The following is a 19694-nucleotide window of genomic DNA, read 5'->3' on the forward strand; positions in this document are numbered from 1 at the left end:
AGGGGGGAGCGGGCGAGAAGTGCCCCCCTCCGGTTAGGCGGGGGGGGCCTCTTTCGCGCCTGCTCAGACTCTGGCCGTCTCGGGCGAGGCGGGGTGAGCGGAAGCCGGAGCCGGGTGCGCGGAAGCCGGAGCGGGATGAGCGGATCCGACGCCCGGGTGTGCGGGCACCGGCCACGAGGGCGCACTGGACGGAACGGGCGGGATCGGCGCGGGGTGTGCCGGCGGAGCAGTCTCGACGGCGACCGTGGGCGCGGGCTCACCCGCGAAAGCGGGCACAGCGACCGTGGGCGCGGCGACCGTGGGCGCGGCGGGTGCCGGCTCCGTCTCGCTCGCGGACGTCCGACCCGAGTCGGCCGGGTTGGTCGTCTCGGCCTCGTGCGTGTCGGCGAAGGCGCGATGCTGCGCCTCCTCCGCGATGATGGCGGCGCGATCGCGGTAGCCCCTCGACGTGACGCGGTCGAGCTCGACCTGCTTCGCGATCGCTTCGGCCTTCTCGTAGAGCGACGGGTCGCCCCAGCTGGTCAGCACCTTCACGATGACCGGCAGCAGCTCGATCATGAAGAACAGGGCGGCGATCAGCCAGTGCGCGAAGCCCAGCACGGGCTCCTTCGCGGAGAGCCGGTCCAGCGCCGAGATCTGGCTGAGCAGGCCCACCGCACCGGCGTTCGTGCCGGCCACGGATGCCGCCCGTGCGTTGTACGCGTCGAGTGCGGTCTTGTACGCCTGCTCGGCGGCGGGGATCTGATCCTTCGCCTGCTGACGGTTCTGCGTCTCGGAGGCCGAGGTCGCCGACTTCGACGAGCTGTCCGCCGACTCCAGGTCGGTGTTGGCCTGGCGCAACTGCGCGGCGAGCGCGTCGTAGGTCTGCTGGGCCTGATCGAGCTGCGACTTCGCCGCGTCCGAACTCGCGCCGTCGCCCTGCACGCCGGTGCAGCCGGGCACCGTTCCGGCGCCCTGCCCGGTCAGCTCGCACTGGTACAGCGCACGGGCCTGGTCGATGACCTTCTGCTGGTCGGTCATCTGGCCGGTGATCTTGGTGACGGTGTCCTGGGCGGCCTTCTGCGAGGCGGAGTCGCTGGACGTGCCCTTCACGATGCCGGTCGAGGCCTGGTTCTGCAGGTCGGCGAGGCGGGTCGAGGCGGCGTCGAGCGCCTTCTTCTCGGGACCGCTGGTCACGGCCTTCTGGTCGGACTGCGCCTGCACCAGGTTGGTCGCGGTGACCTCGCGGGCGATGTCGTTGTGGAACGCCTGCAGCACGATCGGTTCGGCGACGACGAACCCGATGATCGCGGCCATCAGCACACGCGGGATCGCGAGCCCGAGCAGGCGCCAGAAGTTGCGCGTGGAGCGCATGGTCGAGGTGAGGAAGCGGTCGAGATTGAAGATCAGCAGCGCCCAGACGATTGCGAGCGGCACCGCCAGCCAGACCAGCACCTGCACGCCCGTGGTGAGGGCGAACAGCATCGACAGTGCGGAGACCAGCGCGGTACCCGCCAGCACGAAGAACATCTGCACGAAGCGGGGCTGCTCGCTGGGCACGCGGTCGAGGATCGTGCCGTCGGCGCCCCCGAGGATCGCGAGGCGACGCCAGAACCAGCCCTGCGGACGGGGCTGCTTCGGGGGCTTGGGCTGCTTCGGGGGCTTGACGGCGGCCGGTGCGGGCGCCGCGATGACGGGGGCGGGCTCGACGACAGCCGCCGGCTCCGGCTCCGCAGCCGGCGCGGCGGCCGTGGGGAACAGGTCCTCGATCCGCGGCGCGGGCTCGGGGAGTGTCTCCGGCCCGGCAGCGCGCGGGGTCACGACGGGCTCGATCGGGGCGGTCACGGCCTCCGCGGCGGGATCGGATCCGGTCGGCGTGTAGTCCCGCACGAAGATGAACGGGTCCTCCGCGGTCGGGTCGGAAGGGTTCGAGGGGTCGGTCTGTCCGTCGACGTCGAAGGCGATCCGGCCCTGGGAATCCATGCGGCCAGGGCGGTGGGCGGAATAGGACATCCCTCAACCGTACGAAAACCCGCCTGGGCAACCGATGGGCGAAGCCTGTACGCACGCCGGGCAGAGCGTTGGCGCCGGCTATAGAGGACTCCCCCCGCACACCGAGCCGTCACCGTCAGCGCGCGCTCCAGCCGCCGTCCATCGTGTACGAGGCGCCGGTGACCGAGCCCGCCATCGGACCGCACAGCCATCGAGCCAGATCCGCGACCTCGTCGGGCTCGAGCAGGCGCTTGATCGCCGACTCGACGAGCATGACCTTCTCGATCACGTCGGCCTCGGGGATGCCGTGCGTGCGGGCCTGATCCACGATCTGCTTCTGCACGAGGGGCGTGTTCACATACCCGGGGTTGATGCAGTTGCTCGTGACACCGTGCGGGCCCCCCTCGAGCGCGGTCACCTTGGAGAGCCCCTCCAGCGCGTGCTTGGCGGTCACGTAGGCCGACTTGTACTCGCTCGCCCGCAGCCCGTGCACGGAGCCGATGTTGACGATCCGCCCCCACCCGCGGGCGTACATGCCCGGGAGCACCGCCCGGATGAGCAGGAACGGCGCGGTGACCATGATGTCGAGCATCCGGCGGAACATCAGCGGGTCGAAGTCGACGATGGGCGCGACGGTCTGCAGCCCGGCGTTGTTCACGAGGATGTCCGCATCGAAGCTGCGCGCCGCGAGCGCATCGAGGTCGCCGAGGTCGATCCCAAGAGCCTCGCCGGCGATCTCGGCGGCCACTGCGGCGGCCGCCTCGGCGTCACGGTCGAGCACGAGCACGTGCGCGCCGTCGCGTGCGAGCGCCCGGGCGCACGCCGCACCGATGCCGCTCCCCGCGCCGGTGACGAGGGCGGTGCGCCCCCGGAGGTCGGTGTCGGGGCCCGGGGATCGCTGCGCTGCCATGCTTGCACGGTAGTTCACTGTCGCGCACGGCGGAAGTGACCCGGCTATGCAAAACTGCACAGATGGACGCGCATTTCCCCGCACCGCCGCTCAGCGCGGACGACCTCCTGGTGCTGCTCGCCGTGGCGCGCAGCGGCCGGTTCACCGCCGCCGGCCAGCAGCTCGGGCTGAACCACACCACGGTCGCGCGCCGAATCGCCGCGCTCGAGGCGCAGCTGGGCGGACGCGTGCTCTCGCGCGAGGGAGCCGGGTGGGAGCTGACTCCGCTCGGATCGCGCGCCCTGGCCGCGGCCGAGGGCGTGGAGCGGGCTCTCGGCCGGCTGGACGGCGGAGACGGCACACGGATCGGCGGCCTGATCCGCCTCTCCGCGACGGACGGTTTCAGCGGGTTCGTGGCCGCTCCCGCCATGGCCGCGCTGCGGCGGGCGCACCCCGACGTGCAGCTGGAGCTCATCACCGGCACCCGTCAGGCCTCGCACCAGCGCACCGGCGCCGACCTGGAGGTCGTGGTCGGTCGCCCGCAGGTGCGGCGGGCGCGCGCGATCCACCTGGCCGACTACGCCCTCGGCCTGTACGCGAGCCGCGACTGGCTGCGCGAGCATCCGGAACCGAGGGATCCGGATGAGCTCGTCGGACAGCCACTCGTCTACTTCATCGAGTCGATGCTGCACGTCGACTCCCTCGACGACGCGCGACGGGCGGTGCCGGGCATGCTCGACGCCGTCGCGAGCACGAACGTGTACGTGCACGTCGACGCCACCCGTGGTGGTGCCGGATTCGGCCTGCTGCCGGCGTTCCTCGCCGATCAGCACGAGGATCTGGTGCGCGTGCTGCCCGAGGAGATCGACGAACGTCTCCCCTACTGGCTCATCGCCCGTCCGGAGGCGTTGAACCAGCCCGCGATCGCGGCGTTCCTGGAGATGCTGCAGGCACGCCTCGCCGAGGTGCGTCCGCAGCTCCTCGGCGAGCGGTAGCTGCGACGCCTGCGGGCGAGCCGCAGGGCGAGCACCGGATCCAGCCGGCGAGCGTGCGCCGCCGCCTCCGCGGTGGCACGCTGGTGATCATGAAGACCCTGCTGCTGGCGCGCCACGCGAAGTCCGACTGGGACGTGGCGGGCCTGCGCGATCATGACCGGCCATTGAACGCCCGCGGGCACCGCGATGCTCCGGCGATGGCGCAGCGGCTCGTCGACGAGGGCGTCGGCGTGCAACGGATCGTGTCGAGCACGGCGACCCGCGCGCGCAGCACCGCCGACGCGTACGCGGCGGCGTTCGGGCTCTCCGTGTCCGAGGAGCCAGCCCTCTACGCAGCTTCGGCCCGTGCGATCCTGGGGGTCGCGGCCGCCCTTGCCGACGACGTCGATGTGGCGATGCTGGTGGGGCACAACCCGGGCATGGCGGACGCGGTGGCCGAGCTCACCGGATCCTTCGTGGAGCTCCCGACCTGCGCCGTCGCCGAGTGCGCCATCGAGGTCGGATCCTGGGCGGAGCTGATCGAGGGATCCGGTCGGCTCCTCCGGCTGCGCACCCCGCGCGACTGACCGGGCCCGTTGCGCAACGCACCCATTTTCCGAGTCGTCCCCCTCAGCAGGACCTATAGACCGTGCTGAGGGGGACGACTCGGAAGAAGGCGAAGATCGCGCGACGTCAGGCCATCGCGGCGGCGGCGGCCTCGTCCTCGGTCGTGGCGACGAGCTGGCCGCAGGCCCCGTCGATCTCCTTGCCGCGGGTGTCGCGGAGGGTCGTGGGGATGCCCGCGTCGTTGAGGCGGCGCACGAACTCGTCCTGCACGTCCTTCTCCGACGCGGTCCAGATGGATCCGGGGGTCGGGTTCAGCGGGATCGGGTTGACGTGCACCCAGCCGCGGCCGCGGGCGTTGAGCTTCTCCGCGAGCAGGTCGGCGCGCCAGGCGTGATCGTTCATGTCCTTGATCAGCGCGTACTCGATCGACACGCGGCGACCGGTCTTCGCGTAGTAGTCGTATGCGGCGTCGAGGGCCTCATCGACCTTCCACCGCGAGTTGACCGGGATCAGCTCGTCGCGCAGCTTGTCGTCCGGCGCGTGCAGCGAGAGCGCGAACGTGACCGGGATGTGCTCGTCGGCGAGCTTCTTGATCGCGGGAACCAGCCCGACCGTCGACACCGTGATGCCGCGCGCGCTCATGCCGAGACCCTCCGGCTGCGGGGCGACCATGGCGCGCACCGCATCCATCACGCGCTTGTAGTTGGCGAGCGGCTCACCCATCCCCATGAACACGATGTTCGAGACGCGCTCCATGGAGTGGTCGTCGGCCTTCTTGCCGCCGAGGCCGCCCTCGGCGATGAGGCGGTTGGCGCGCACGATCTGCTCGACGATCTCGGCCGTCGACATGTTGCGCGTGAGCCCCGCCTGGCCGGTGGCGCAGAACGGGCAGTTCATTCCGCAGCCCGCCTGCGAAGACACGCACAGCGTGATGCGGCCCGGGTAGCGCATGAGCACCGACTCGACGAGCGCACCGTCGTGCAGCCGCCAGAGGAACTTGATGGTGTCCCCGCGGTCGGTCTCGAGGCGCCGCACCTCGGTGAGCAGCGGCGGCAGCATCCCGGCCACGAGCGCGTCGCGCTGGCCTGAGGGCAGATCTGTCATGTGTGCCGGATCCGAGGTGTAGTGCGTGAAGTAGTGCGTGGCGAGCTGCTTCGCGCGGAATCCGGGCAGGCCCAGCTCCTTCACCTTCTCCACGCGCTCGGTGGGCGTGAGGTCGGCGAGGTGCACGGGCGGCTTGCCCCGCTTCGGGCTGGCGAACTGCAGCAGCGGGCGCCCCTCGGCGTCCTTCTTCTGCGTCCAGCCTTCGGTGGCGGGGCGCACCTGGGCGGTGCGCTTCGCGGGCGCGCCGGGGCGGGCGGACGCAGGAGTCTCGGACATGACTTCAAGGGTAGGGCCTGCAAGGTGCGAAGGCGCTGGGCGCGGTCCGGCGGATCCGCCCGTACGCTGACGGAATGGACCTCTGGATCTGGATCCTCCTCGCCGTCGCGATCGTGATCCTGTTCGTCGCTATCGCCGTGACGCTGCGGGCGATCCGGCCGAAGGCCCCGGAGCCGATCGGCACGGCCTTCGCCTCGCCGTCATCCGCCGCACCGGCCGCGGTCCCGACGTCCCGCGGACCGCGCCCGGCGACATCGGATCCGCTGACCCCCGACGTCATCGCCGAGATCGACGGGCTGGTCGCCGCCGAGCAGAAGATCTCGGCGATCAAGGTGCTGCGCGAGCACTCCGGCCTCTCGCTGCGCGAGGCGAAGGATCAGATCGACGCCTGGGTGCCCTCGACTCCTGGCACGAGGGACGCGACGCCTGTCTCCCTCGCACATTCCGGCCCACGTCCCGCTGGAGCGCCGTCCTATGCCGGCGGGCTGTCCGTCGCCGACGCCGTCGCTCACCTCTCCCCCGAGGTACGGGCGGAGGTCGGCCGTCTCATCACCGCAGATCAGAAGATCGCAGCGATCAAGCTGCTTCGCGAGGCGACCGGGCTCGGCCTCAAGGACTCGAAGGACGCCGTCGAGTCCTGGCGCTGACAAGGGAGCGCCGCTCCTCGAGGCAGGACGCGGGTCAGTGCCGCCCGGTGATCACGTCCGCGAGGTGCGCGACGGGCGAGGTGGTTCCACGCCCGGCAAGCTCGGCCCGATCGGCCATGCCGTACGCCGCGTAGAGGCCCTTCGTCGCGATCCACCGCAGCGGTTCGGGCTCCCAGCGCCGCACCCGGTGGTTCACCCAGGGCAGACCGGTGATCTCGGTCTCGTTCCCGAGGATGAGATCGGTGATCGTGCGCCCCGCGAGGTTCGTCGAGGTCACGCCGGTGCCGACATAGCCGCCACCCCAGGCGATCCCGGTGCTGCGGTCGAGACCGACCGTCGCCGACCAGTCACGGGGGACGCCCAGCACGCCGGACCACGCATGATCGATCCTGGCGTGAGCCGTCGCGGGGAAGAACCGGTGCAGGATCTCGGTGAGCGTGCGCACGGTCGACATCGGGGTGCGCCCGTCGGTGTCGGTCCTCGAGCCGTACTTGTAGGGCACGCCGCGTCCGCCGATCGCGATCCGATCCTCCGCCGTGCGCTGCGCGTACATGTAGACGTGCGCGAGATCGCCCAGCACCTCACCCTCGCTCCAGTGCAGTTGGTCCCACACCTCCCGCGACAGCGGTTCCGTGGCGATGAGCGACGAATTCATCGGCAGCCACAGCCGGTGCAGTCCCTTCAGGTTCGCGGTGAACCCCTCGGTCGCGCGCACGATGTATTCGGCGGAGACCGTGCCGTGATCGGTGCGCAGTCGGTGCGGGGCGATCTCGGCGACCGTAGTGCGCTCGTAGATCTCGACGCCGAGTCGTTCGACCGCCGCAGCCAGCCCCGCCACAAGCTTGGCGGGCTGGATCCGTGCCGCATGCGGATGCCAGACCGCAGCCCTGGTACCGCGCACATTGATCTTGGCGGTCGCCTCGGCCTCTTCGAGCAGGGCGAGGTCGGTGTGCGCCCAGGCCTGCTCGGCGGCGGCGAAGGCCCTGATGCGCCCCTCCTGTGCGGCTGTGTACGCGACGCCGAACTCGCCGCCCTTCTTGATGTCGGCGTCGATGCCCTCGGCCGCGGCGACCGTGATCACCTCGTCGACGGTGTCGTTCATCGCCCGCTGGAAGCGCGTGGCGGCGTCGCGTCCGTGCGTGCGCACGTATTGCTCGCGCCCGCCGGTCACCGAGTTGGTGAGCCAACCTCCGTTTCGGCCGGACGCACCGTAGCCCGCATGTCGCTGCTCGATGACCGCGATCCGCAGCGCGGGCTGCGCTCTCTTCAGGTAGTAGGCCGTCCACAGCCCCGTGTATCCGGCGCCGACGATGGCCACGTCGACGCTGAGGTCGCCGGGCAGCTCGGGCCGCGGCGCCGGGGTACCGAGCTGCTGCCACCAGTGCGAGACATTGCCGTTGATCGGCGGGGCCACGGCGGCCATGCTGCTCCTTCTCCCATCAGCCCGGGGAAGCGCACCGTCGCGGATCCGTGCGCGTCGGGTTCGCGCGGGCTGTCGGAATGCATCGAACCACACTTCTGCCGCGCGTGCCGGTCGGCTCGCGCCTGCGCGCCGCGCCTCGTGGCTGCAGCGCACGTGTCGTGCGCCAGCCTCGGCGCGGCTGGGCCACTGCTGACCGGTTGCACGGCGAGCCGGACGGGTGCGGCCGGTGTTCTCAGGCCCGCCGACGGATCACGATCTTGTTCTGGTCCGACGGGTCCTGACGGTCGAACCAGACGTCGACCTCCTCGCCGTTCACCAGCGGATCGCGCACATGGATGGTCGCGGGTTTCGTGACCCAGCGCTGCACACCGGATCCATCGCGGAACGTATAGGTCACGGCGGTGATGACCTGGCTCGCCTCATCGAAGTCCGTGTAACCCTGATTCGTCACCGAGCCGGTGACGGGCGACGTGGTGCGCATCAGTTCCTCCGCGGCATCGAGTCGACGCGCCCTGCCCGCGCGTGCCATCGTCGCCAGCACCAGTAGCACGCCGGCGGTGGCGGCGAGACTGACGGCGACGAGGTCGAAGACCGGCTCTTGCAGCCACCTCGGTGGCAGCGCGACGACGGCGTGGCCCGCGGTCGCGCCGAGCACCGCGACGCCGATCCCGGCCAGCCAGCCGGGGAGGCGCGGATTGCGCGAAGCCGCAATGCTCCACGCTCCGAGCGCGATCAGGAGCACGAAGGACGAGCAGATCGCCGCGATGATCGCGGGAACGTCCTGATCCGCCGCGTCATCGGAGAAGCCGGTGGCCGCCCCACGCGTCAGCCCCCACGCCAGGACGCCGCCGGCACCCAACAGGAACAGTCCCGGCACGAGAAGGCTCGCTGCGGTGGTCGGTCGCAGGGGTCGCTCTCGCCGCGCGGCGTCGGGATCGATGGTGCTCATGCCACGATCCCACCACAACACGGCTCTCATCCGCTCAGCGTTCTTCGCGTGCGATGACGCGTGGTCACCGCTCCATGCAGGGAGGTCTCAGGAGGCACCCGCTCTCGCGTGGTATACCATTTCTATGCCCTCAGCCCTTCGCCCTCCCGACACTGCTCGCTCATGGAGCGCAGCCCCACGCCGCACGCGCGTCGCCGGCGCGCTCGCGGGGCTCGGGGTGGCGGCAATGCTGGCCGGTTGCACAGCGAGCGCGACGGATGCGGCCGGCATCCCGACCGTCACCGCCACCCCGCCAGCCACCGCCGGCACCCCCTCCTCCCCTGCACCGAGAACCGAGGCCGAGATGACCGCTCTGAACTCCCGCCTGCTCGAGGCCGCGACCTCCGGCGACGCCGACGGCGTGCGCGCCGCGATCACCGAGGGCGCCGACCTCGAGGCCCGTGGATCCGGCGGCATGACCGCACTGATCGCCGCAACGAAGGGCAACCGGATCGACGCGGCCCTCGCACTCATCGACGCCGGCGCCGACGTGAACGCCAAGGACGACATCGTCGACTCGGCCTACCTCTACGCGGGAGCGCGCGGCCAGAACGAGATCCTCCAGGCGACGCTCGCGCACGGCGCCGACCTGCGCAGCACCAACCGCTACGGCGGCACGGCCCTGATCCCCGCGTCCGAGCGCGGCCACCTCAGCACCGTGAAGATCCTGCTCGCCGCGGGCGTGGATCCGAACCACATCAACAACTTGCACTGGACCGCGCTGCATGAGGCGATCGTGCTCGGCGACGGCTCGAAGACCTACGTCGACATCGTGCGCACCCTCATCGCGGGCGGCGCCGACGTCACCGTCCGCGATGGAGACGGCGTGCTGCCCCGTGACCTCGCGGTGACGCGGGGCTATCGCGACATCGTGGCCGCGATCGACAAGGCTTGAGCCCGGCCCCGCCGGATCCGGCCCTTCGACGGGCTCAGGGGCCGGGCCCAGCCGGGCCCGGGCCCAGCCGGGCCCGGGCCCAGCCGGGGCCCCGGGAAATCGGACCCGGATCCGCTCCGGATCAGTCCAGGAAGATGTCCGGGAACAGCTGGTCGTCGGGCGTGCCGGGCACGGCCGCGTACCCGGAGAAGTCGGTGACCCCGGCGGCCTCGAGCACGTCCTCGACGATGAGCGTCTGCCCGGTGTACTCGCGCGCCGGCTGGGTGAGCACCGCGTAGGCGGCGTCGGCGTAGACCTCGGGCGTGCGGCTGACCTTCATCATGCGGTCGCCGCCGAGCGCGAACTGCACCGCAGCCGTGGCGATCGTGGTGCGGGGCCAGAGCGTGTTGGCGGCGATGCCGTCCTTCGCGAACTCGGCCGCGAGCCCGAGCGTCGCCATCGTCATGCCGTACTTCGCGAGGGTGTAGCCGGTGTGCGCACCGAGCCAGCGCGGCGTGATGTTCAGAGGCGGCGACAGCGACAGGATGTGCGGGTTCGGGGCGTCCTTCAGCACGGGGACGGCGGCGCGGGACAGCATGAACGTGCCGCGCACGTTGACGTCCTGCATGAGGTCGTACTTCTTCGCGGCGAGGTCGAGGGATCCGGACAGGTCGATCACGCTCGCGTTGTTGACGACGATGTCGATGCCGCCGAACTCGCCCTGGGTCTTCATGACCGCGTCGATCACGCTCTCGTCGTCGCGCACGTCGCCGACGATCGGGAGCGCCTGCCCGCCGGCGGCACGGATCTGCTCCGCCGCGGAGTGCACGGTGCCCTCGAGCTTCGGGTGCGGGGTGTCGGTCTTCGCGAGCAGCGCGATGTTGGCGCCGTCGGCCGCCGCGCGCAGGGCGATCGCGAGGCCGATGCCGCGACTGCCGCCGGACATCAGGATGGTCTTGCCGGCGAGGGGCTTGTTCTCGGTCATGTGGTCCTCGGTTCGTAGGGGCGATGGAACGTCGTCATTCAGGTCGCACTATCTGCGCGAAAGACCCTCCCGGAAGAGCCGAAATCGCGACCTGAGCGCGCGGTGGGATCCGGATCCGCTTACTTCGGCGCCATCCGGATGGCGCCGTCGAGGCGGATCGTCTCGCCGTTCAGGTAGCCGTTCTCGACGATCTGCTGCACGAGCGAGGCGTACTCGTCGGGGCGGCCGAGACGGGCGGGGTACGGCACCTGTTCGCCGAGCGAGTCCTGCGCGGCCTGCGGCAGGCCGGCGAGCATCGGGGTCTCCATGATCCCGGGCGCGATCGTGCACACGCGGATCCCGTAGCGGGCGAGCTCGCGCGCGATCGGAAGGGTCATCGCATGCACGCCGCCCTTCGACGCCGAGTACGCGGGCTGTCCGATCTGCCCGTCGAATGCGGCGACGCTCGCCGTGTTCACGATGACTCCGCGGTCGCCGTCGGCGGCGGGGTCGTTCTTCACGATGACGGCCGAAGCCTGGGAGATGACGTTGAAGGTGCCGACCAGGTTGATCCGGATGATCCGCTCGAATGCGGCGAGGTCGGCGGGGTTGCCGTCGCGGTCGAGCACCTTGGCGGGCGGGGCGATGCCGGCGCAGTTCACCACGATGCGCAGCGGCGCGGCGGCCTGTGCAGCGGCGACGGCCGCGGCGACCTCGTCGGGGTTCGTCACGTCGGCCGAGGCGAAGACGCCGCCCAGCTCCTGCGCGACCTCGGCGCCCTTCGAGCTCGGCAAGTCGATGATCGTGACGGTCGCACCGGCCGCGGCTAGACGGCGCGCGGTGGCGAGGCCGAGCCCCGAGGCGCCGCCGGTGACAAGGGCTCCGGATCCTGCGATCTGCATGAGTGTTCTCCTTCGAACCTGCAACTGAGTGCCAGCTTACGTGAGTCTGAGTCTCACCCTGCACGTCATGCACGCACGTGCGGATCCGGGATCCGGCGGCGCCGACGGGCGGGATCGTCGTCGAAGCGAGCCTACGGCTCGCGCCGGCACCGTCACAGCGTGGGACCCCGTCTGAATGACGGGGTCCCACGAGCTCAGCGAACCGCGTGGCCGGATTCGGAGGATCCGGCGATGCGGTCGTCAGTGGTCGCGCAGCATGTGGATGAGTTCCTGCTTCTTCTTGCCGGAGTATCCGTGCAGGCCGAGCTCCTTCGCGCGGTGGCGCAGGTCGTCGACAGTCCAGTCGTCGTAGGAGCCGGATTCGCCGCCGCGACGGCCGACGGCGCTGCGTCCCTCCTTGGCAGCCGCGTTCGAGATCCGGGCCGCCTTCTGCTTCGAGTTCCCCTCGTCGCGCAGCTTCTCGTAGAGCTCCGGATCCTTGAGCTCGGGTTGACGGGGCATGTCGTCCTCCTTCGGTCATGATGCGGTCGGTCGTGGCGCCCACGCTACGAACGGGCCCGACGCCGGGACCACGGGGTTGACAAACGGCGCCCGCGCGTTGCCATGCTGCGCGCTCCCCGTCAAGCCACTGGTGCAGCGGTACTCGTGCAGCGACCCTGCCGTCATGGACGAATGCACCGATACAGGCGCCATCGCCGCGGGCCCGCTCGTCATCGTGCTCATGCTCGTGACAGGCCGCCGGCGGCTGATGGACGAGCATCGCAACGGCCCGACTCCCCGCATCCGGGGCTGGGCGACCGCCGCCATCATGTGCGTCGCCGGTGCGTTCGGCATCTGCGCCGTGGTGACGGGATCATGAGTCGCTCAGGCACGACCCCGGTCGCGGAGCCATCGCAACAAGACATCTCGAGGCGGTGGGCCTCGGCGTGCCGGAAGTGATCGGCACGGGCGGACCGGGACTGACGAGGTCCCGACGCCGTTGTCAAGGCCCTCGCCGTGACCGCGGTGATCACCGACTCTGGGCCGAGACAGACCTCAGCAGAGGAGAGACCGATGAGCGAGATCGACGACGAGGGCCTGTTGCCCCCCAACGTGCATCATGCGCGGCCCGAGAAGCCCGAGCAGTCCGACGAGGACGCCGACCGCGAGCGCGCCGCGGAAGGTGCCGAGGAGGACGGGACCAGGCGCGAGGAGGATCCGAACGAGGACGCGAGGCGGCACCCGCATGCGGCGAGCGCGAGGCGTCGCGGGCCGGAGGAATCGGACGATCCGTATGCGAAGCCCGGTGAGGATCCGTACGGAAAAGACACCGCCCCGATGACGGACCGTCCCGACGGGGCCGACGACCCTGGGCGGGTCGACGGCGAGACGGACGCCGACGGTGTCGGAGCCGGCGCCCCGCGTGGTCACGGCACGGGCGAGGCCGGCACCGGCGAACCGCCGGATTGACGGCGCAGCGGTTCAGCCGACCGTCACTGGATCTGACCGCTGTCGTCGACCTGCATCTCGTCGACCTGCGTCGGTTCGGGGATCATCCGGAGTCCTCCGGGAGTGTTCGCCAGCTGGCTGAGCGCTTCGATCCACAGCCTGTTCAGTGGCGGGCGGCGGCCGCCGTGGTACGTGAAGACCATGTTGCAGGAGGGGTGGATCCACACGGAGGTGCGACCGTGTCCGATGCTCGGATCGTCCTTCCAAGTGAAGTAGAACGGTTCTCCGCGGCGGAGCTTGTTGGCGATCACCATCTGCACGTGAGCGAGCGCGCGGTCGTCGAGGTCCGCGTGCGTCTGACCCTCGTAACTGAATCTGCCCATCTCGTGCACAGCCTCCTTTTGGTTCTTCCGCGCGTTTCCGCTCTGCACATCCCATCATGGCCGGTCCGGCGAGCGGCGGGGAGGCCCTCGACACGCGCCGGCCGAGGATGATACGTCGCCGGCGCCCCGACCGGAACCCCCGCGCGCCCACCGCGCACCGCGCTTACCGTGGCGGCATGCGGAGTCGCACGATCCGCGCCGCGGACGCGGTGGTCTCCGACTTCCGCTGCTGAAGAAGGAGGAGATCATGATTCCCGAGATCCATCTGCTGCCCGAGGTGCACCAGTGGTGGCCTCACCTGTCGGCACGGTCGAAGAAGAGGCTGGAGGAGCAGGACGACGGTGTCGTCCCGGATGACGTCCGCGAGGAGATCGAGCGGATCGTCGGCGAGACCGTGGATCCGTCGGCTCGGCTCAGCGACGGCGACCGCACGTTCATCCGCACGCAGCAGGAGATGGTCGATTAGCGCTCGATGTCGCGTTGCTCCTCGACGTCGCGCTGCTCGGCCATGGCTTCGTGCCGCGCGGCATCACGCGCCTGCGAGGATCGTCGCGGGTAGTCGGGCCGATCGGGCTGCTCCTGCTGATCGGAGAACTCCCCTCCCTCGCGACCGCCGAACGGCCGCCCGTGGTCGGCGAACTCATCGCGCGTGAACACGAGTCGCCACGGGCCGAGGGTGAAACGCGCGCCGGTGCGGAGGACCTCGACGTCCCGGCGTTCCTCCTCGGCCGACTTCTCGACGTTCGCGCTCGTCTCCCCCGGCCCGCGCATCTCCAGCGCGTACTCGTCGTGGGAGTCGTGCCGGATGACGGCGTGCACGGGATCCGTGTCCGGAAGCCGCAGGCCGGCGTCCTGAGCCGAGCCGATGGTGACCCCGTCGTCCGGGATGTCGAACACGAACCTGTTCGTCGCCGAGGCGACCAGCAGTCGGGGGCGTCCGGCGCCCCAGTTCGCGTGGGTCGTGGTCTCGGAGTGTTCTTCCGTCTCGTTCATGACGTCGCTCCTTTCGTGGGTTCCGTCTCGAGGGTGCCGGCGCTCAGAGGTGACGCCCGCCCGTGACGGGGATGATGCCGCCGGAGACGTAGGACGCGTCTTCGGAGGCGAGGAAGACATACGCACCCGCGAGTTCCGCCGGCTGGCCCGCCCGGCCGAGCGGGGTGTCCTCCCCGAAGGTCGGCAGCTTGTCCGGCCAGCCCGTCGCGGGGATCAGCGGCGTCCAGATCGGTCCCGGCGCCACGCCGTTGACCCTGATCCCGTGCGGCCCCTGCTCCTCGGCGAGCATCTGCACGAAGGCGACCAGTGCCGCCTTCGTCAACGCGTAGTCGAACAGCCCCGGCGACGGGTCGTAGCCCTGGATCGAGGTGGTCGCGATGATCGAAGACCCCGGCCGGAGATGCGGCAGCGCCGCCTGCGCGAGCCAGAACGGCGCGTACAGGTTGGTGTGCATGACCTTGTCGAACTCCTCCGTCGGGATCTCGTCGAGCTCCCCCCTGCTGCGCTGGTATCCGGCATTGAGCACGAGGATGTCGAGGCCGTCGAGGCTCTCGGCGGCATCCGCCACCAGATCCGCGCACACCTGCTCGTCGGTCAGATCCCCGGGAAGGAGCGCCGCCTCTCGGCCGGCCTTGCGGATCCACTCCGCGGTCTCCTCAGCGTCCGCCTGCTCCTCGGGCAGATAGCTGAGCGCGACATCCGCGCCTTCGCGAGCGAACGCGATGGCGACGGCCCGGCCGATCCCGGAATCGCCGCCGGTGATCAGAGCATGCCGGCCGGGCAGACGTCCGGAGCCGCGATAGCTCTCCTCGCCGTGATCGGGGCGGGGTTCCGTCTCCCCCAGCAGACCGGGCTGGTCGTTTCGCGGATCCGGCGGATCCGACAGGGGAGGGTACTTCGTGCGCGGGTCCCTCATGCTGTAGCTCATGTCCGGAACGGTAGACAGAGCGACGGGATACGCGGAGGGGGTTGACGTTCGCGCCTGCGGTGTCTACAGGTCACCCGTCCCCACCCTCCGGACGGATCCTGTACGTCTGCCGGGGGCGCGATGCGCGCCCCGTTGATAGACCTCCGTCGCGCGGGCTGTCAAGAGCAGTGACGTCGACCGAGGCAGGGCTCATCCTCGACCGTGGACGAAGGGGAGTGAGATGTCGATGATGACACCGACGCGCTTCGAGATGCGCCGACTCACGGAGAACGAATGGCTGATCCTGGACGACAGCTTCGACCGCACCGACGCGCGACACACGATCGCCTGTGTCAGCCGCGTCTCGGTCGACCAGGTCGAAGTGGTCTGGCTGCGACCCGTGACCACGAGGACCCGTTACGGCTCCGTCGCCGACGTGCTGGATGCCGTGCGGAGTGCCCCCTCGCAACGGCCGCTCACCGGCGGGCCGGTGTGAGACGGGGCTCCTGCCACCCCGAACCCCTCGCCGTCAAGCCCCTGTGCAGCAGCTCACGTCACTGCCTACGTTGGTTCAGCGGTCGCACCTGCGGCACGCGTGGAAGGAGTCCGTCATGAACATCCTCTTCGTCATCATCATCATCGTGGCCATCATCCTGGCCATCACGGGTGGTCTCGTGCAGTCCCTGAACTTCCTGCTCTGGGTCGGTCTGGTACTGCTCGTGCTCGCCGTGATCGCCTGGCTGCTCCGGTCCGTCACAGGCCGCCGGGCACCCTGATCAGTCGAACGCGGAGGCGCGGTAAGCCGCCATGGACGCCACACTCGACAAGAAAGCGCTGAAGCACCTGCTCGGCCTGATCGACGAGGATCCGGAGCAGAAGGACTGAAGAGGGGGAGAGCCGCGACACCGGCTCTCCCCCTCTTCAGGCGGGCAGGATGGTTGCATGAGCATCCCCGTCGACGACGTCGCAGTTCCGGATCGGGTGCGCGAACTGGCCGGATCCGCCGCCCTCACCCCGGTATGGGAGAACGGGATCGGCGGGCTCACGTTCCGCACCGACGACGAACGGTTCCTCAAGTGGGGCCCGCGACACCTGGAGGCATCGATGCGCGCCGAAGCGGAGCGGTTGCGCTGGGCCAGTGCATGGGCGCTCGTGCCGCACGTCCGGGACCAGGGCGAGGACGGCACGCATGAATGGCTCGTGACCTCGGCGATCCCCGGCCGCAGCGCCGTGGATCCGTACTGGATCGAGCGTCCCGAGATCGCCGTGCGCGCGGTCGGATCGGCGCTGCGGCAATTGCACGACGCACTGCCCGTCGCCGAATGCCCGTGGAGCTGGAGCATCGAAGATCGCATCGCGAACGCCGCAGAGCGCGGGATCCTCGTGCCGGAGCACCTGCACGAGGGCCCGCCGATCGACCGGCTCGTCGTCTGCCACGGCGACGCGTGCGTGCCGAACACGCTGCTCGACGACGCCGGTCGGGGAATCGCGCACGTCGACCTCGCGGCCCTCGGCACCGCCGACCGCTGGGCCGACATCGCGGTCGCCTCGATGAGCACGGGGTGGAACTACGGCCCGGGATACGAGGACGTGCTCATCGAGGCGTACGGCGTGGATCCGGACCGCGAAAGGCTCGCGTACTACCGCGACCTGTGGGACGCGACCTGAGGCCTCCGCAGTGGAGGCCCTGGCGGGAGTCCTGGACGGCGGGATCCTGAGAGCACGCACCGACATCGGGGAGGCCATCATGAGCGGGACCAGGATGCGGGGCCGGATGCGCTCCGCCGGCACCCTCGCCGTGCTCGCGATCGCGTTGACGGCCTGTGCGCCGACGACCGCCTCGACCGAGCCCGCCGTCGCCGCGGCACCGACGTCCTCCTCGGCCCCCGGGCCGTCCGTTCTCGTCACTGGGCTGGCGGCGCCATGGTCGATCGTTCCGATCGGATCCGGGGCGCTCATCTCGCAGCGGGGCGACGGACGCGTGCTGCAGTGGACCCCGGCCGCGGGCTTGCACGAGGTCGGCACGGTTCCTGACGTGGTCTCCGGCGGCGAGTCGGGTCTGAACGGGCTCGCGATCCACGAGGACGGCAGCACGCGGTGGCTCTACGCGTATCACGCGACAGCCGCGGACAACCGGGTGGTGCGGCTGCGGCTCACCGGAGATGCGGGAACGCTGCGGTTCGATCCGGCGACAGCGGAAGTCGTGTTCGCCGGCATCCCCCGCGCCGGGAACCACGACGGCGGGCGGATCGCGTTCGGTCCGGACGGGATGCTCTACGTCGGAACGGGTGACGCCGGGCAGCGCGATCGCGCCCGCGACCGGGACTACCTCGGCGGCAAGATCCTGCGCCTCACGCCCGACGGCCGGCCGGCACCCGGCAACCCCTTCGGCACCGCGGTGTACAGCCTGGGGCATCGCAACGTGCAGGGGCTGGCGTGGGACAGCGCGGGCACGCTGTGGGCGAGCGAGTTCGGCCAGGACACCTGGGACGAGCTGAACCGCATCAAGCCCGGCGGTGACTACGGCTGGCCCGACCACGAGGGCCGCGCCGGCGCCGCCGACGCGATCGACCCGGTCGTGACCTGGCGGCCGTCGGAGGCGAGCCCGAGCGGCATCGCGATCGTCGACGATGTCGTCTACGTCGCGGGTCTGCGCGGGGAGCGGCTCTGGACGCTCGACACGACATCGCCGGATCCGCAGCCGCAGGCCCTGTACGCCGGCGACTTCGGCCGCCTTCGAGATGTCGTGGCGGCCCCGAACGGCACCCTCTTGGTGCTCACGAACAACACCGACGGACGCGGCTCACCCCGCGACGGCGACGACCGCCTGCTGCAGGTGCCGGCGAAGCGGTGACCCGCGGGAGATCACCCCGCGCTGCGCCCCGCGTACTCCGCCTCGGTGACGTGCTCCTTCCAGACGGTGGTCGTGGCGGGATCGTCTCCGGCCTCGAGCATCGCAAGGTGCTCCATGAAGCAGTCCGCCGCGGCGCCATGCCAGTGGTCCTGGTCGGGCGGCGTGTAGAGCGTCTGCCCCGGACGCAGCTCGACGATGTTCCCTTCGCGATCGCCCACGAGGGCGACGCCGCTGGTCACCCGGAGATACTGCCCACGGGCGTGCGAGTGCCAGGCGGTGCGCGCACCCGGGGCGAAGCGCACCAGGGCGACCGTCATGCGCTGGTCCGCTTCGTGGGGCGCGGCGATGCGGTCCAGCCACACGTCGCCGTGGAACTGCTCGGGCGGGTTCTTGACCGTCGCCGCGGCGGGTTCGATGTTCATCTCGGTCTCCTTCGCTGTCTTTTTCGAGTCGTCCCCCTGAGCACGACCTATAGCTCGTGCTCAGGGGGACGACTCGGATCTTGTGGCTCTCAGTCGGTTGTCAGCAGCACCTTGGTCGCGCGGCGCGCGTCCATCGCGCGGTAGCCCTCGGCCACGTCTTCGATCGACAGCGTCAGATCGAAGACCGCGCCGGGATCGATACGCCGCTGGAAGATCAGATCCACGAGCTCCGGCAGGAAGCGGCGCACCGGCGCCGGCCCGCCGTGCAGGTGCACGCTGGAGAAGAAGAGCTCTGCACCGTCCAGTGCGACGTCGTGGGACACCCCCACGAACCCGATGTGCCCGCCGGGGCGCGTGGCGCGGATCGCCTGCTCCATCGACTCCTGGGTGCCGACGGCCTCGATCGTGGAGTGCGCGCCGAGGCCGTTCGTGAGCTCCTTGATCCGGGCGACGCCCGCGTCGCCGCGCTCTTCGACGATGTCCGTCGCGCCGAAGCTGCGGGCGAGCGCCTGCCGATCGGCGTGGCGGGACATCGCGATGATCCGTTCCGCGCCGAGCTGCTTCGCGGCGAGTACGCCGAGAAGTCCGACCGCGCCGTCGCCGACCACGGCGACCGTCTTGCCCGGTCCCGCCTCGGCGGCGACCGCGGCGAACCAGCCCGTGCCGAGCACGTCCGAGGCGGCGAGCAGCGACGGGATGAGGTCGGCGGAGGGCTCCCCTGGCGTCACGACCAGCGTGCCGTCGGCGAGCGGGATGCGGGCGTACTGGGCCTGGGTACCGACCGAGCCCATCATCACCTGGTGCACGCAGCGGGATTGGTAGCCGGCCGCGCAGATCTCGCAGGTGTTGTCGCTGGCGACGAAGGATCCGACGACGTGGTCACCGGGCCGGATGCGGGTGACTTCTCCGCCGACGGACTCGACGACCCCGATGTACTCGTGGCCCATCCGCTGCCCGCCCGCGCGGATCGGCTCGGCGCCGCGGTACGGCCACAGGTCGGATCCGCAGATGCAGGTCGCGGTGACGCGGATGATCGCGTCGGTCGGCTCGAGGATGACGGGCATCTCGAGCTCTTCGGTCCGGACATCGCCCGGGGCGTGCATGACGACTCCACGCATGATGTTCTCC

24 protein-coding genes are annotated in these 19694 nt (G+C 70.5%); 11 read left to right on the forward strand and 13 right to left on the reverse strand.

What is annotated here, in order from left to right; all coding sequences use genetic code 11:
• Nucleotides 1–63 precede the first annotated feature (63 nt).
• Both ACTJI8_RS15240 and ACTJI8_RS15245 read right to left on the reverse strand, forming a co-directional pair.
• Nucleotides 64–1992, reverse strand: a complete 1929-nt coding sequence (locus ACTJI8_RS15240; protein WP_440734264.1) for a DUF4407 domain-containing protein — start codon at nt 1990–1992, stop codon at nt 64–66.
• 115 nt (nt 1993–2107) lie between these two features.
• Nucleotides 2108–2881 (reverse strand): 3-hydroxybutyrate dehydrogenase, encoded by a 774-nt coding sequence (locus tag ACTJI8_RS15245; RefSeq protein WP_440734265.1) that lies wholly within the window; start codon nt 2879–2881, stop codon nt 2108–2110.
• A gap of 62 nt (nt 2882–2943) precedes the next feature.
• Between ACTJI8_RS15245 and ACTJI8_RS15250 the strand changes: the two genes are divergently transcribed.
• Both ACTJI8_RS15250 and ACTJI8_RS15255 read left to right on the forward strand, forming a co-directional pair.
• Nucleotides 2944–3855, forward strand: coding sequence for a LysR family transcriptional regulator (locus ACTJI8_RS15250; protein WP_440734266.1), 912 nt, complete (start codon nt 2944–2946; stop codon nt 3853–3855).
• A gap of 89 nt (nt 3856–3944) precedes the next feature.
• Complete coding sequence (locus ACTJI8_RS15255; protein WP_440734267.1) at nt 3945–4421, forward strand: SixA phosphatase family protein; 477 nt, start codon at nt 3945–3947, stop codon at nt 4419–4421.
• Between the two features lie 106 nt (nt 4422–4527).
• On the opposite strand, the gene rlmN is transcribed toward ACTJI8_RS15255, so the two are convergent.
• A complete protein-coding gene (gene rlmN, locus ACTJI8_RS15260) occupies nt 4528–5781 on the reverse strand; it encodes a 23S rRNA (adenine(2503)-C(2))-methyltransferase RlmN (protein ID WP_440734268.1) in 1254 nt (417 codons plus the stop codon).
• A 74-nt stretch (nt 5782–5855) separates the two neighbouring features.
• Between rlmN and ACTJI8_RS15265 the strand changes: the two genes are divergently transcribed.
• The gene (locus ACTJI8_RS15265; protein WP_440734269.1) at nt 5856–6428 is read left to right on the forward strand and encodes a ribosomal protein L7/L12; all 573 of its coding nucleotides are present in this window, start codon (nt 5856–5858) and stop codon (nt 6426–6428) included.
• Between the two features lie 34 nt (nt 6429–6462).
• Here ACTJI8_RS15265 and ACTJI8_RS15270 read toward each other — a convergent pair whose 3' ends face one another.
• Nucleotides 6463–7851, reverse strand: coding sequence for an NAD(P)/FAD-dependent oxidoreductase (locus tag ACTJI8_RS15270; protein ID WP_440734270.1), 1389 nt, complete (start codon nt 7849–7851; stop codon nt 6463–6465).
• A gap of 232 nt (nt 7852–8083) precedes the next feature.
• Nucleotides 8084–8800 (reverse strand): hypothetical protein, encoded by a 717-nt coding sequence (locus ACTJI8_RS15275; protein ID WP_440734271.1) that lies wholly within the window; start codon nt 8798–8800, stop codon nt 8084–8086.
• A gap of 343 nt (nt 8801–9143) precedes the next feature.
• Between ACTJI8_RS15275 and ACTJI8_RS15280 the strand changes: the two genes are divergently transcribed.
• A complete protein-coding gene (locus ACTJI8_RS15280) occupies nt 9144–9734 on the forward strand; it encodes an ankyrin repeat domain-containing protein (protein WP_440734272.1) in 591 nt (196 codons plus the stop codon).
• Between the two features lie 121 nt (nt 9735–9855).
• Here the strand turns inward: ACTJI8_RS15280 and ACTJI8_RS15285 are convergent, their stop codons facing one another.
• The 3 genes from ACTJI8_RS15285 to ACTJI8_RS15295 all read right to left on the reverse strand — a co-directional run bounded on the left by ACTJI8_RS15285 (nt 9856) and on the right by ACTJI8_RS15295 (nt 12080).
• Nucleotides 9856–10698 (reverse strand): SDR family oxidoreductase, encoded by an 843-nt coding sequence (locus ACTJI8_RS15285; protein ID WP_440734273.1) that lies wholly within the window; start codon nt 10696–10698, stop codon nt 9856–9858.
• A 119-nt stretch (nt 10699–10817) separates the two neighbouring features.
• Entirely contained in the window at nt 10818–11579 is a 762-nt protein-coding gene (locus tag ACTJI8_RS15290; protein ID WP_440734274.1) for an SDR family NAD(P)-dependent oxidoreductase, read from the reverse strand.
• Between the two features lie 240 nt (nt 11580–11819).
• Complete coding sequence (locus ACTJI8_RS15295) at nt 11820–12080, reverse strand: DUF7218 family protein (RefSeq protein WP_440734275.1); 261 nt, start codon at nt 12078–12080, stop codon at nt 11820–11822.
• Nucleotides 12081–12243: 163 nt separating this feature from the next.
• Between ACTJI8_RS15295 and ACTJI8_RS15300 the strand changes: the two genes are divergently transcribed.
• Together ACTJI8_RS15300 and ACTJI8_RS15305 are read left to right on the forward strand one after the other, a co-directional pair.
• Nucleotides 12244–12438 carry a hypothetical protein gene (locus ACTJI8_RS15300; RefSeq protein ID WP_440734276.1) on the forward strand — a complete coding sequence of 65 codons (195 nt, stop codon included), beginning with the start codon at nt 12244–12246 and terminating at the stop codon, nt 12436–12438.
• A 194-nt stretch (nt 12439–12632) separates the two neighbouring features.
• Nucleotides 12633–13028, forward strand: coding sequence for a hypothetical protein (locus ACTJI8_RS15305; RefSeq protein WP_440734277.1), 396 nt, complete (start codon nt 12633–12635; stop codon nt 13026–13028).
• Nucleotides 13029–13051: 23 nt separating this feature from the next.
• Here the strand turns inward: ACTJI8_RS15305 and ACTJI8_RS15310 are convergent, their stop codons facing one another.
• Nucleotides 13052–13390 (reverse strand): DUF7882 family protein, encoded by a 339-nt coding sequence (locus ACTJI8_RS15310; protein WP_440734278.1) that lies wholly within the window; start codon nt 13388–13390, stop codon nt 13052–13054.
• A gap of 247 nt (nt 13391–13637) precedes the next feature.
• Between ACTJI8_RS15310 and ACTJI8_RS15315 the strand changes: the two genes are divergently transcribed.
• Nucleotides 13638–13856, forward strand: a complete 219-nt coding sequence (locus ACTJI8_RS15315) for a hypothetical protein (protein ID WP_440734279.1) — start codon at nt 13638–13640, stop codon at nt 13854–13856.
• On the opposite strand, the gene ACTJI8_RS15320 is transcribed toward ACTJI8_RS15315, so the two are convergent.
• A complete protein-coding gene (locus tag ACTJI8_RS15320; protein WP_440734280.1) occupies nt 13853–14383 on the reverse strand; it encodes a hypothetical protein in 531 nt (176 codons plus the stop codon). The two genes, ACTJI8_RS15315 and ACTJI8_RS15320, sit on opposite strands and share 4 nt — an antisense overlap.
• Nucleotides 14384–14426: 43 nt before the next feature.
• Nucleotides 14427–15311 (reverse strand): SDR family oxidoreductase, encoded by an 885-nt coding sequence (locus ACTJI8_RS15325; RefSeq protein ID WP_440734281.1) that lies wholly within the window; start codon nt 15309–15311, stop codon nt 14427–14429.
• Nucleotides 15312–15531: 220 nt separating this feature from the next.
• Here ACTJI8_RS15325 and ACTJI8_RS15330 point away from each other — a divergent pair, with 220 nt between their 5' ends.
• The 4 genes from ACTJI8_RS15330 to ACTJI8_RS15345 all read left to right on the forward strand — a co-directional run bounded on the left by ACTJI8_RS15330 (nt 15532) and on the right by ACTJI8_RS15345 (nt 18144).
• Entirely contained in the window at nt 15532–15786 is a 255-nt protein-coding gene (locus ACTJI8_RS15330; RefSeq protein ID WP_440734282.1) for a hypothetical protein, read from the forward strand.
• Nucleotides 15787–15901: 115 nt separating this feature from the next.
• Nucleotides 15902–16066 carry a hypothetical protein gene (locus tag ACTJI8_RS15335; RefSeq protein ID WP_181158297.1) on the forward strand — a complete coding sequence of 55 codons (165 nt, stop codon included), beginning with the start codon at nt 15902–15904 and terminating at the stop codon, nt 16064–16066.
• A 166-nt stretch (nt 16067–16232) separates the two neighbouring features.
• Complete coding sequence (locus ACTJI8_RS15340; protein WP_440734283.1) at nt 16233–16958, forward strand: phosphotransferase; 726 nt, start codon at nt 16233–16235, stop codon at nt 16956–16958.
• 79 nt (nt 16959–17037) lie between these two features.
• Nucleotides 17038–18144, forward strand: a complete 1107-nt coding sequence (locus ACTJI8_RS15345; protein ID WP_440734284.1) for a PQQ-dependent sugar dehydrogenase — start codon at nt 17038–17040, stop codon at nt 18142–18144.
• Nucleotides 18145–18155: 11 nt separating this feature from the next.
• Here ACTJI8_RS15345 and ACTJI8_RS15350 read toward each other — a convergent pair whose 3' ends face one another.
• Nucleotides 18156–18566 (reverse strand): (R)-mandelonitrile lyase, encoded by a 411-nt coding sequence (locus ACTJI8_RS15350; RefSeq protein ID WP_440734285.1) that lies wholly within the window; start codon nt 18564–18566, stop codon nt 18156–18158.
• 89 nt (nt 18567–18655) lie between these two features.
• Nucleotides 18656–19684: a zinc-dependent alcohol dehydrogenase family protein gene (locus ACTJI8_RS15355; RefSeq protein WP_440734286.1), complete on the reverse strand. Its 1029-nt coding sequence runs from the start codon at nt 19682–19684 to the stop codon at nt 18656–18658.
• Nucleotides 19685–19694: the final 10 nt, after the last annotated feature.

It is taken from the genome of Microbacterium sp. 22303, assembly GCF_052045265.1.
In the GTDB taxonomy this organism is placed as follows: domain Bacteria; phylum Actinomycetota; class Actinomycetes; order Actinomycetales; family Microbacteriaceae; genus Microbacterium.

What these genes read in the sequence shown, in the direction of transcription:
- ACTJI8_RS15265 (WP_440734269.1), top strand. Translation starts at nt 5,856, where the DNA reads ATGGACCTCTGGATCTGGATCCTCCTCGCCGTCGCGATCGTGATCCTG.
- ACTJI8_RS15350 (WP_440734285.1), bottom strand. Translation starts at nt 18,566, where the DNA reads ATGAACATCGAACCCGCCGCGGCGACGGTCAAGAACCCGCCCGAGCAG.
- ACTJI8_RS15355 (WP_440734286.1), bottom strand. Translation starts at nt 19,684, where the DNA reads ATGCGTGGAGTCGTCATGCACGCCCCGGGCGATGTCCGGACCGAAGAG.
- ACTJI8_RS15275 (WP_440734271.1), bottom strand. Translation starts at nt 8,800, where the DNA reads ATGAGCACCATCGATCCCGACGCCGCGCGGCGAGAGCGACCCCTGCGA.
- ACTJI8_RS15280 (WP_440734272.1), top strand. Translation starts at nt 9,144, where the DNA reads ATGACCGCTCTGAACTCCCGCCTGCTCGAGGCCGCGACCTCCGGCGAC.
- ACTJI8_RS15245 (WP_440734265.1), bottom strand. Translation starts at nt 2,881, where the DNA reads ATGGCAGCGCAGCGATCCCCGGGCCCCGACACCGACCTCCGGGGGCGC.
- ACTJI8_RS15300 (WP_440734276.1), top strand. Translation starts at nt 12,244, where the DNA reads ATGGACGAATGCACCGATACAGGCGCCATCGCCGCGGGCCCGCTCGTC.
- ACTJI8_RS15325 (WP_440734281.1), bottom strand. Translation starts at nt 15,311, where the DNA reads ATGAGCTACAGCATGAGGGACCCGCGCACGAAGTACCCTCCCCTGTCG.
- ACTJI8_RS15335 (WP_181158297.1), top strand. Translation starts at nt 15,902, where the DNA reads ATGAACATCCTCTTCGTCATCATCATCATCGTGGCCATCATCCTGGCC.
- ACTJI8_RS15255 (WP_440734267.1), top strand. Translation starts at nt 3,945, where the DNA reads ATGAAGACCCTGCTGCTGGCGCGCCACGCGAAGTCCGACTGGGACGTG.
- ACTJI8_RS15250 (WP_440734266.1), top strand. Translation starts at nt 2,944, where the DNA reads ATGGACGCGCATTTCCCCGCACCGCCGCTCAGCGCGGACGACCTCCTG.
- ACTJI8_RS15310 (WP_440734278.1), bottom strand. Translation starts at nt 13,390, where the DNA reads ATGGGCAGATTCAGTTACGAGGGTCAGACGCACGCGGACCTCGACGAC.
- ACTJI8_RS15340 (WP_440734283.1), top strand. Translation starts at nt 16,233, where the DNA reads ATGAGCATCCCCGTCGACGACGTCGCAGTTCCGGATCGGGTGCGCGAA.
- ACTJI8_RS15330 (WP_440734282.1), top strand. Translation starts at nt 15,532, where the DNA reads ATGTCGATGATGACACCGACGCGCTTCGAGATGCGCCGACTCACGGAG.
- ACTJI8_RS15320 (WP_440734280.1), bottom strand. Translation starts at nt 14,383, where the DNA reads ATGAACGAGACGGAAGAACACTCCGAGACCACGACCCACGCGAACTGG.
- ACTJI8_RS15315 (WP_440734279.1), top strand. Translation starts at nt 13,638, where the DNA reads ATGATTCCCGAGATCCATCTGCTGCCCGAGGTGCACCAGTGGTGGCCT.
- ACTJI8_RS15285 (WP_440734273.1), bottom strand. Translation starts at nt 10,698, where the DNA reads ATGACCGAGAACAAGCCCCTCGCCGGCAAGACCATCCTGATGTCCGGC.
- ACTJI8_RS15345 (WP_440734284.1), top strand. Translation starts at nt 17,038, where the DNA reads ATGAGCGGGACCAGGATGCGGGGCCGGATGCGCTCCGCCGGCACCCTC.
- ACTJI8_RS15295 (WP_440734275.1), bottom strand. Translation starts at nt 12,080, where the DNA reads ATGCCCCGTCAACCCGAGCTCAAGGATCCGGAGCTCTACGAGAAGCTG.
- ACTJI8_RS15270 (WP_440734270.1), bottom strand. Translation starts at nt 7,851, where the DNA reads ATGGCCGCCGTGGCCCCGCCGATCAACGGCAATGTCTCGCACTGGTGG.
- ACTJI8_RS15305 (WP_440734277.1), top strand. Translation starts at nt 12,633, where the DNA reads ATGAGCGAGATCGACGACGAGGGCCTGTTGCCCCCCAACGTGCATCAT.
- rlmN (WP_440734268.1), bottom strand. Translation starts at nt 5,781, where the DNA reads ATGTCCGAGACTCCTGCGTCCGCCCGCCCCGGCGCGCCCGCGAAGCGC.
- ACTJI8_RS15290 (WP_440734274.1), bottom strand. Translation starts at nt 11,579, where the DNA reads ATGCAGATCGCAGGATCCGGAGCCCTTGTCACCGGCGGCGCCTCGGGG.
- ACTJI8_RS15240 (WP_440734264.1), bottom strand. Translation starts at nt 1,992, where the DNA reads ATGTCCTATTCCGCCCACCGCCCTGGCCGCATGGATTCCCAGGGCCGG.